Annotated in this window: 8 protein-coding genes and 1 pseudogene; 7 read left to right on the top strand and 2 right to left on the bottom strand. The window is 65.1% G+C overall.

The genetic code is table 11. The annotated features are described in order from the left end of the window. The 7 genes and pseudogenes from AC08OP_RS15965 to AC08OP_RS15935 all read left to right on the top strand — a co-directional run. The coding region (locus tag AC08OP_RS15965) for a DUF397 domain-containing protein (protein ID WP_476614923.1) at nucleotides 1-181 on the top strand (181 nt) is incomplete at its 5' end. 280 nt (nucleotides 182-461) lie between these two features. Continuing rightward, a complete protein-coding gene (locus tag AC08OP_RS15960) occupies nucleotides 462-614 on the top strand; it encodes a hypothetical protein (protein WP_476614922.1) in 153 nt (50 codons plus the stop codon). 152 nt (nucleotides 615-766) lie between these two features. After that, a pseudogene (locus AC08OP_RS15955) lies at nucleotides 767-859 on the top strand (hypothetical protein); the annotation flags it as partial. Further along, entirely contained in the window at nucleotides 838-1146 is a 309-nt protein-coding gene (locus AC08OP_RS15950) for a hypothetical protein (RefSeq protein ID WP_476614925.1), read from the top strand. The pseudogene AC08OP_RS15955 and the gene AC08OP_RS15950, both read left to right, overlap by 22 nt. 19 nt (nucleotides 1147-1165) lie before the next feature. Further along, complete coding sequence (locus tag AC08OP_RS15945) at nucleotides 1166-2917, top strand: type I restriction-modification system subunit M (RefSeq protein WP_476614924.1); 1752 nt, start codon at nucleotides 1166-1168, stop codon at nucleotides 2915-2917. Continuing rightward, complete coding sequence (locus AC08OP_RS15940) at nucleotides 2907-4157, top strand: restriction endonuclease subunit S (RefSeq protein ID WP_476614921.1); 1251 nt, start codon at nucleotides 2907-2909, stop codon at nucleotides 4155-4157. Before AC08OP_RS15945 ends, AC08OP_RS15940 begins: the two co-directional genes overlap by 11 nt. After that, a complete protein-coding gene (locus AC08OP_RS15935) occupies nucleotides 4157-7282 on the top strand; it encodes a type I restriction endonuclease subunit R (RefSeq protein WP_476614920.1) in 3126 nt (1041 codons plus the stop codon). The genes AC08OP_RS15940 and AC08OP_RS15935 overlap by 1 nt, the downstream gene beginning before the upstream one ends. Nucleotides 7283-7480: 198 nt before the next feature. Here AC08OP_RS15935 and AC08OP_RS15930 read toward each other — a convergent pair whose 3' ends face one another. After that, entirely contained in the window at nucleotides 7481-7684 is a 204-nt protein-coding gene (locus AC08OP_RS15930) for a hypothetical protein (protein WP_476614919.1), read from the bottom strand. Between the two features lie 34 nt (nucleotides 7685-7718). Beyond that, nucleotides 7719-8585: a hypothetical protein gene (locus AC08OP_RS15925; protein WP_476614918.1), complete on the bottom strand. Its 867-nt coding sequence runs from the start codon at nucleotides 8583-8585 to the stop codon at nucleotides 7719-7721. Nucleotides 8586-8675 lie beyond the last annotated feature (90 nt).

The raw sequence follows: 8675 nt of genomic DNA, 5'->3' as shown, positions 1-8675 counted from the left end.
GACCTGGCGCAAGAGCAGCTACAGCGGCGGCAACGGCGGGAACTGCGTCGAGGTCGCCGAACTCCCCGACGGCGGACGCGCCCTCCGGCACTCCAAGCACCCCGACAGCGGCATCCTGTCCTTCACCGCGGCCGAGTGGGAAGCGTTCCTCGCCGGCGCCCGCGACGGAGAATTCAACTAGCCTGCCTGGACCGCCTCAAGCTGACGGCAGCCGCCAACGCTCGAAGCGGACCGGGGCTGCGGCCCAGCACGTGCTGCTCATCGCTGTCACACAGACCGCGCCGCCCTGCAGCCGGGGGCTGACCGAATCAACGGGGCATAGCCTCATCGCGCCGCCCACACTCTCAGCCGGGTCATGTTCGCTGTGCCTCGGCGCCGGACGCTCTCCCACAGGAGGGATTAACGTCGCCGGTGTACTCGCGGTCGACGAACCGGGCCAGGTTGAACGCGGCGTTGGCGTCATGGTCGTTCATCAGCCGGCAGGCCTCGCCACCCGGCTGGGGACCCGCCGCCAGCAGGTGGAGAAGGACAAGGCGCTGCTGGCCGCCTTCTGGCCCGGCTCGAAACCGGCCACCTGCTGGGGCCTCGCCCCGGACCTGGCCGCCGCAGTGTAGGACGGTCTGTAGCCGGGTGCTGACCGTGTCGCAAGGGTCTTGGCGTGATTGTCAGACCTGTGCGGCAGACTATCGCCCGTGGGGATCACGATTCGCGAGTTGCCGGGGGATCTTCGTGCCGCGTTGCTGGACGAGCGGGACAAGGGTGACAAGTGCGAGCGGCTGATCAAGGCGTACCTGGGGCCGACCCGGGGTGGACCGAGAGGTTCTCCGAGGTCTGGCAGTGGACGGCCTGGCCTGGCCGTGGCGGGGTGAGCGGCGTCGGGATCGACCTGGTCGCCGCGAACCGTGGCCAGAGCGGCTCCACCGTCTGCTCGCCGACTACGAGGTGCTGGTCCTCGCCGTCGTCGACAGCGGTACGTCGCCGAGAACTTCCAGCAGGCCATCTCCCGAGTCCGGTGAGATCAGAATCGGCGAGTCCGCCAGACTGCTCGGCTGCTGGAACGGGCTGGCCAGGAACTTCGGCCCCGAACACGGCGCGCCGGTGGCCCATGGCCCGGGCGCGGGCGTCCGGCACCCCGTCTTCGCGTGAGATCCCATCAAGGAGCCCTGTGAGCACCCTCGGTAGTTTCATCTGGTCGATCGCCGATCAGCTTCGGGGTCCTTACCGCCCCAACCAGTACGGCAACGTGATCCTCCCGCTCACGATCCTGCGCCGGCTCGACTGCGTCCTCGAGCCTGACCGGGAGGCGGTCCGCGAGCTCGCGCGGAAGTTCGACCATCCGAACCGGCTGAAGATCGAGGTGAAGAAGGCGACCGGCAGGCCGTTCTACAACACCTCCAACTACGGATTCAGCAACCTCCTGGCCGACGCCGACGGGCTGGCGGACAACCTGACCGACTACATCGACCGGTTCTCGGCGGACGTGGACGTGTTCGAGTACTTCGACTTCAAGAAGGAGATCCTCGCGCTGGAGAAGGCGGAGCTCCTGCGCGAGATCATCACCTCGTTCAAGGCGATCGACCTGCACCCCAAGGCGGTGTCGAACGCCGACATGGGCGATGCGTTCGAGTACATCATCCGCAAGTTCAACGAGGCCGCGAACGAGACCTCCGGCGACCACTACACCCCACGCGACGCGATCCGGCTGCTGGTCGACCTGCTCTTCGCGGAGAAGGACGCCGACCTGACCGAGGCCGGCATCGTCCGCACCCTCTACGACCCGACCGCGGGCACCGGTGGCATGCTCTCCCTGGCCGAGGAGCATCTGCTCGCGCAGAACCCGGACGCGAAGCTGAGCCTGTACGGCCAGGAGTATAATCCGCAGTCTTACGCGATCTGCAAGTCCGACCTCCTCGCCAAGGGCCACGACGCCACCAACATCGCCTTCGGCAACACGCTCACCGACGACGCGTTCAAGGGCAGGAAGTTCGACTTCTGCATGTCCAATCCGCCGTACGGCGTCGACTGGAAGCAGTACGCCAAGAAGGTCACCAAGGAGCGCGACGAGGCCGGTCCGTACGGCCGGTTCGCCCCTGGCCTGCCGGCGACCTCGGACGGGCAGATGCTCTTCCTGCTCCACCTGGCCCACAAGATGCGGGCGCCCAAGGACGGTGGCGGCCGGGTCGGGATCGTCATGAATGGCTCGCCGCTCTTCAACGGTGGCGCCGAGTCCGGCCCCTCCGAGATCCGCCGGTGGCTGCTGGAGAACGACCTGGTCGAGGCGATCGTCGCGCTGCCGACCAACATGTTCTTCAACACCGGCATCGCCACGTACATCTGGATCCTCGACAACACCAAGCACCCCGACGCCAGGGGTCTGGTCCAGCTCATCGACGGCACCTCGTTCTGGACCAAGATGCGCAAGAACCTCGGCTCCAAGGGCCGCGAGATCTCCGACACCGACCGTGAGAAGGTCGTCAGCCTGTACGTGGACTTCCTTGACGCCGACCCCGACTACTCCAAGGTGCTGAGCAACGACGAGTTCGGCTACTGGACCATCACCGTCGAGCGACCCCTGCTTGGCGAGGACGGCAAGCCGGTCGTCGACCGCAAGGGCCAGCGCAAGCCCGACCCGAAGAAGCGCGACACCGAGAACGTCCCCTTCACCTACGGCGGCTCGACCGCCGGCCGGGCAGGCAAGATCGACGCCATCAACGCCTACTTCGACGCCGAGGTGCGACCGCACGTCCCCGACGCCTGGATCGACTGGGCCAAGGTCAAGACCGGTTACGAGATCCCCTTCACCCGCCACTTCTACAAATACGTCCCACCCCGCCCCCTCGCCGAGATCGACGCCGACCTGGACAAGCAGATCGCCAAGATCCTCGACCTCCTGCGGGAGGTCGAGGGTGATCGCTGAGAGGCTCGACCTCGTCGACTCCGGTGTGTCCTGGCTCGGGAAGGTCCCGCCGCACTGGACCACAAAGCCACTGTGGTCCATGTTCGAACGCATCAAGGATGTGGACCATCCGGAAGAGCAGATGCTATCCGTCTTTCGCGAGTACGGCGTCGTGGCGAAGGACTCACGCGAAAACATCAACAAGACCGCCGAGAACCGCAGCATCTACCAGCTCGTCCACCCGGGCTGGCTGGTCGCCAACCGGATGAAGGCATGGCAAGGTTCGGTCGGTATCTCCTCGCTCCGCGGGATCGTTTCCGGTCACTACATCTGCTTCGCGCCGCGCCATAGTGAGGACGCCCGCTACCTCAACTGGCTCCTTCGCTCGACCACCTACACCAACGGCTACGCACTGCTCTCGCGCGGAGTGCGCATCGGTCAGGCCGAGATCGACAACGACGAGTTCCGGCTGATGCCGATCCTGCTCCCGTCGCTAGGGGAGCAGCGCGCCATCGCCGACTACCTCGACCGCGAGACCGCCCGCATCGACACGCTCATCGAGGAACAGCAGCGCCTGATCGAGATGCTCCGCGAGCGGCGCCGGGCAGTCGCTTTGCACGCGATCGATCAGCAGATCCATGCGGGCGCGACGACAGACAAACTAGGTCGCTCTACTCGAATCGGCAACGGGTCAACTCCGAGGCGTGAGACTGCCAGCTATTGGCGTGACGGAGAGTTCCCGTGGCTGAACAGTTCCGCTGTCAACGAGTCTCGTGTCACGCACGCCGACCAATTCGTGACCGACATCGCACTCTATGAATGTCACTTGCCAGTCGTTGCTCCAGGCTCGGTCTTGGTGGGTCTGACTGGCCAAGGAAAGACACGCGGAATGGCAACGCTTCTTGAGATCGAGGCGACGGTGAACCAGCACGTCGCGTACATAGCGCCTGATCGAGGCACATGGTTGCCGGAGTACCTCCTGTGGTCGCTCAGGGCGTCGTATGACGACCTCCGACGCTTGAGTGAAGAGAACGGCAGTACGAAGGGTGGGCTCACTTGCCAGGCGCTAAAGCAATATCGGCTTGCTGTACCACCCCTCGATGAGCAGCATCGCGTCGCAGCGTATCTTGACGATCAAGCGGCGAAGGTCGACATTCTCATTGCGGAGACCGAGCGGTTCATCGAACTCTCGAAGGAGCGGCGGGCGGCGCTGATCACGGCGGCGGTGACGGGGCAGGTCGACGTGCGGGAGATGGTCTGATGGCCGATCACAACGAGGTCGTCTTCGAGTCCGAGATCTGCGCGTACCTGGAGGCTCACGGGTGGCTGTACTCGGCGAACGACACCGGGTATGACCGTGAGCGGGCGCTTTTCCCCGCGGATGTGTTCGCCTGGTTGGAGGAGACTCAGCCGGCGGCGTACGGGAAGGCGCTGAGGGCGGCCGGGTCGGCGGCGAAGTTCCTCGATGTGCTGACCACGGTGCTCGACAGGCCGCTGGAACATGGTGGCGGGACGTTGAACATCCTGCGCAACGGGGTCGTCTACATCGGTGGCGGCCGGTTGAAGCTGGCGCAGTTCCGGCCGGAGACCAGCCTGAACGCGACGACGGTGGCGCAGTATGCGGCGATGCGGGTGCGGGTGATGCGGCAGGTGCGGTTCTCGACCGCCGATCAGCGCAGCATCGACCTGGTGTTTTTCGTCAACGGGCTGCCGGTGGCGACGGTGGAGTTGAAGACGGACTTCACCCAGTCGCTGGACGAGGCGATCCGCCAGTACCGTGAGGACCGGCGTCCGGTCACGAATGGCCGGCTGGAGCCGTTGCTGTCGTTCGGGCATCGGGCGCTGGTGCACTTCGCGGTCTCCAACGACCTGGCGGCGATGACCACCAGGTTGGAGGGCGAGAAGACGCACTTCCTGCCGTTCAACATCGGCCACGACGGCGGGGCGGGGAACCCGCCAGGTGCCGAGGGGCGGTCGGCGACGGCATACCTGTGGGAGCGGGTCTGGGAGAAGGACGCCTGGCTCACCATCATCGGGCGGCTGATGATCGTGGAGACCAGGGAGGAGTGGGACGTCGCGACGGGGATGTCGCTGCGGCGCACCAGCATGCTCTTCCCGCGGTTCCACCAGTGGGAGGCCGTGACGAACATCGTCGAGGCCGTGCGGGAGGAAGGCGTCGGCCACAGGTACCTGATCGAGCACTCGGCCGGGTCGGGGAAGACGAACACGATCGCCTGGACCGCGCACCGGCTGGCGCGGCTGCACGTGGACGACGGGAAGGTCTTCGACACGGTCATCGTCGTCGTGGACCGGACTGTGCTTGACGGGCAGCTTCAGGAGGCGATCCGGCAGATCGACGGGTCCGGCAGGATCGTGGCCACGATCAGCCCGGAGGATGTCCGCAAGGCCGGCGCGACGTCGAAGTCCGGGCTGCTGGCCGCCGCGCTCAGGAACGGCGAGCTGATCATCGCGGTGACGGTGCAGACGTTCCCGTTCGCGATGGACGAGATCCAGGCGGACAAGGGGCTGAAGGGCAGGAAGTTCGCCGTCATCGCCGACGAGGCGCACTCGTCGCAGTCCGGCAGGATCTCCTCCCAGCTGAAGGCCGTGCTCACCGCCGAGGAGATCAAGGACCTCGCCGACGGCGGCGAGGTCGCCCTGGAGTCGATCCTGGCGGCACGGATGAGCGAGCGGGCCGACTCGCCGAACATCTCCTACTTCGCGTTCACCGCGACCCCGAAGGCCAAGACGCTGGAGATGTTCGGGCGGAAGGGGCTGGACGGGAAGCCGGTCGAGTTCCACCTGTACTCGATGCGGCAGGCGATCGAGGAGGGGTACATCCTCGACGTGCTGCGTGGCTACCAGTCGTACGACACCGCGCTGAAGATCGCCGGGAAGGCCACCGCTGACAGCGAGGTCGAGGAAAGCACCGCGCGTAAAGGGCTGATGCGGTGGGTGAAGCTGCACCCGACCAACATCAGCCAGAAGGTCCAGATCATCGTCGAGCACTTCCATACCAACGTCGCCCACCTGCTGGAGGGCAGGGCGAAGGCGATGGTCGTCACCGACTCGCGCAAGGCCGCGGTGAAGTACAAGAAGGCGATCGACGCCTACATCGCTCGCCGGGCCGCGGAGGATCCGTCGTACGACTACCGCACCCTGGTCGCCTTCTCCGGGTCGGTGACGATGGACGAGAACGAGGTGTGGACCTCGGAGTGGGGGCCGACGCCGCCGGAGGACGTCGAGTTCACCGAGACCAACCTCAACCCAGGCGCCGGCTCGGACCTCGCCGCGGCGTTCAAGGGCGAGACCTACAAGATTATGCTGGTGGCCAACAAGTTCCAGACGGGCTTCGACCAGCCGCTGCTCTCGGCGATATATGTCGACAAGAAGCTCTCCGGGGTCACCGCCGTGCAGACGCTCTCCCGGCTCAACCGCACCCACCGCACCGCGGGCGGGGAGATCAAGCGCAAGACGTTCGTCCTCGACTTCGTGAACAAGCCCGACGACATCCGGACCGCGTTCGAGCCGTACTTCACAGGCGCGACCCTGGAGACCGAGACCGACCCGTACGTCGTCGCCCACCTCGCGGCCAAGATCGCCCAGGCCGGAATCTACACCGCCGACCAGGTGCGGGACGTCGCTGAGTTGTGGGTGAAGCGGAAGGGCAACAACGCGCTCTCGGCCGCGATCGCTCCGGCGAAGCACGAGTTCGCGAGCCGCTACGCCGCCGCGATCGAGGCCGATGACAAGGTCACGCTCAACACCCTCGACCTGTTCCGCAAGGACGTCTCCACCTACGTCCGGCTCTACGACTTCATGAGCCAGATCGTCGACTACGGCGACCCGCACATGGAGATGCTCTCCATCTTCCTCCGCCTCCTGGAGAAGGTCATCGCCGACTCCTCCTGGGCCGCAGAGGTCGACCTCTCCGACGTCGTCCTGGTCGGTGTCAAGCACGAGAAGCGGATCGCCGTCGACATCTCGCTGACCGGCGACGGCGAGCTCAAGGGAATCAGCGCTGCCGGAACCGGCACCCGCAAGGAGCCCAAGTACGTCGCCCTCCAGGTCGTGATCGACAAGATGAACGACCTCTTCGGCGCCGAGTCCTTCACCGAGTCCCAGGTCCGCGAGTTCGTCAACGGCCTGGTCCAGCGACTCCTCGCCCACCCCGAGCTCGTCAGGCAGACCCAGGTTAACTCGAAGAAGCAGTTCATGGACTCCGACGACTTCAAGGTCGCCGTCACCGAGGCCGTCCTCAACAACCAGGAAGCACACAACACCATGGCCGACTACTTCTTCAGCGATGGCCCTGGGATCAACAGTGTCATCCTTGCTCTCGCGGACGCCTTCTACGAGGTCGCCACTTCACAGGAGACCGACTGACAGAATGTCCGGTCAGGGGCGCTGTCGTGCCTCGGGAAATCGGCCTGCTCCGAGCCGCCGACATCAACCGGGTCAGGCGTCCAAAGCATAGGCATGGCGTTCGCGAGATGACCGAAAGCCACCTGCCGAGACCCGATCACCGGATCCCGGCCCTCTGCCTCCAGAGACCGTGACCAACCCTTCCCCGAACCCGGTCGCTCACCGCACCACCATAGCGGCGTTCCAGAGCCCATAGACGCGTGTTGCGCTACGCCGGATCCGCCAGCGCCCGTCGTGACGGCCACCGAACCCTTGGCGCGCTGTGCCGATCATGCGCGCCTGGCCAGTTACAGGGCGGCGGGCGTGGTGACGGATTCCTGCGGCGATGTTCGTGAAGCCGATCAAGCGCAGGATCGCGATCACGCCCTCAGATGGGTTGATGCGATATTGGTAGCGATTACCCAATTTCCTCAGCCCAGATGACCGCCCATTGATATAGGCCATGCATAGATCTACATCCGAGTGTGAACCTGAACTGCCCTTGAACTTCCTCGAGTTCAGGGTCTCCCGCCGTACACGTCTTTAGATAAGAAGGTGGCTCGACTGGCCACGCGACCCGCCGCCAGACAGTCGGAGTCGCGGCGTCGGCAGGGTCCAACTCTGCACAGTAGAGGACCCGGGCCGGGTACCCTGGCGAGGTCGTCAGGGCGACGCGGATCCTGCCTTCACTGCTGCAGGATGTGCCGTCCGGCACGGAGCCCGGAGAGCCCTTCCAGCCGTAGCTGCTAGTCGGCGTGATGCCAAGGCGGTAGAAAGAATTTCCGGCAAAGATTTCCTGGCATTCGATCGCCAGATCGGCTGTACCGGCATCCAACGTTGCCAGCGTAGCGCCCGAGGTCGGGCATGGCTCACCCAATGGCTGCTCGAGAGCCGCGCGGTAGACGTCGAGCCTGAGTATCTTGGCCTGGTCGAGTTCCTCACGGCTCACCCGGTTTGCCTCCCAGATGCCAGCCTCTTGACTGGGTCTCGTGGTCCCTGCGAGGCGTTTGCATGTGTAGTGGATTGCGGCACCCATCCAGGTGTCACCCACCTCCACATCCCTCATATCGCATTGGCGCCCGCCGAAGAATGCGGGCTTCTCGGGGTCTGTCTGGAAGTTGTTGACGTACACCTCTCCGCCGCTCCCGGCGGCAACCCAATCGCAGGAAGCCCACATCTGTACGGCCTCACCCGGCTTGCCAAGAATAACTTTCTCGCCCTGCGTGCATTGCTGGCCAATAATCGGATTAAATGCCGCAGCCAGAAAATCCTCGTCGCGAGGCATGGCTGGCACGGTCGAGCTCGGAGCGACGGACGGGCTGCTCTGCGAAGCAGTTGGACTCGGGGTGGCCGTAACTGTAGCTGATTCCACCCT

The sequence above is a fragment of the Frankia sp. CeRuru1 genome, from assembly GCF_977966315.1.
The sequence above is the reverse complement of the archived record's forward strand: the minus strand, read 5'-3'. Positions and strand labels throughout refer to the sequence as shown.

Excerpts from the sequence above, each read along its gene's own strand:
- AC08OP_RS15960 (WP_476614922.1), top strand. The coding sequence starts at position 462 with ATGGTCGTTCATCAGCCGGCAGGCCTCGCCACCCGGCTGGGGACCCGC.
- AC08OP_RS15935 (WP_476614920.1), top strand. The coding sequence starts at position 4,157 with ATGGCCGATCACAACGAGGTCGTCTTCGAGTCCGAGATCTGCGCGTAC.
- AC08OP_RS15925 (WP_476614918.1), bottom strand. The coding sequence starts at position 8,585 with ATGCCTCGCGACGAGGATTTTCTGGCTGCGGCATTTAATCCGATTATT.